Genomic DNA, 920 nt, shown 5'->3' with positions numbered 1-920 from the left:
GGCCGTACCGACGGCGGACGGGGACGGGGACGAGAACGGACTCGGCGTCGTAGGCGGCGGAGACGGCGGGCCTGGCGGTGCCACGGCGCCGGTGTCGGTGTCCCGTGCCGAACCGCCACGGGACACCGGCCGTCCGGATGGCCGGCGCCCGGCCGTCCGGCTTCCTCGCCGGCCGGTCACGGGTCCCGGCCGGCGAGGGTGGCGGGGCCGTGCCGGTGGCGGGCCGGATGCCGGGCCGGCGCCGCACCACGCCGCCGGACGTCAGGCCCGCTGGTCCGCCACCGCGCCGGCCGCCCCGAGAGCGCCCGCCAGCGGGCGGTCCTCGACGGGCGGCACGGTCAGCGGGGCCGTGCGGGGGCGGGCCAGGGACACGTAGGCGGACACGGGCAGGGCGACCGACAGGTCCAGCCGGGCCGCGTTGAAGTAGATCCGGTCGTGGACCAGCAGGCCGGGGTCGACCACCAGCTCCAGGTCCGGGCGGAACGTGAACGGCACGACGCAGCCGCTCACGCAGCCCGACAGGCTTTCGGCCACCTCGCGCGCGGCGAAGGCCGCGTCCGTGCCGCCGTACAACTCCCGTACCCGGGACATGTCCAGGCGGCGGTCGCCGGGGACGACGGCCAGGACGTAGCGGCGGCTGCGGCGGCCGGTGCCCACCCGCACCACCAGGCACTTGGCCGCCTGGTCAAGGGGGTGGCCGCGCAGCTCGGAGGCGAGGTCCGTACGGCCCTCGGGCGCGTGCCGGATCAGGCGGTACGGGACTCGGGCGTCGTCCAGCAGCGTCAACAGGCGTTGGGAGGTGTCCGGTTGCAGGTCGAGGTCGCGCGACACGGTGAAGCCTCTCTGTGAAGGGCGGGCGGCGCTCACACCGTGACCGAGCTGCCTATATTTCTCCGCTGCGCCCCCGCACGCCCCCGCGC

The 920-nt window shown here is 76.7% G+C and carries 1 protein-coding gene; it reads right to left on the bottom strand.

Annotation, left to right across the window (positions count from 1 at the left end; all coding sequences use genetic code 11):
* Positions 1–261: 261 nt before the first annotated feature.
* The gene (locus V7E45_RS40325; protein ID WP_443056362.1) at positions 262–831 is read right to left on the bottom strand and encodes a YbaK/EbsC family protein; all 570 of its coding nucleotides are present in this window, start codon (positions 829–831) and stop codon (positions 262–264) included.
* Positions 832–920 lie beyond the last annotated feature (89 nt).

The sequence above is a fragment of the Streptomyces sp. IBSBF 3136 genome (assembly GCF_036815105.1).
GTDB lineage: Bacteria > Actinomycetota > Actinomycetes > Streptomycetales > Streptomycetaceae > Streptomyces.
The sequence above is the reverse complement of the archived record's forward strand: the minus strand, read 5'-3'. Positions and strand labels throughout refer to the sequence as shown.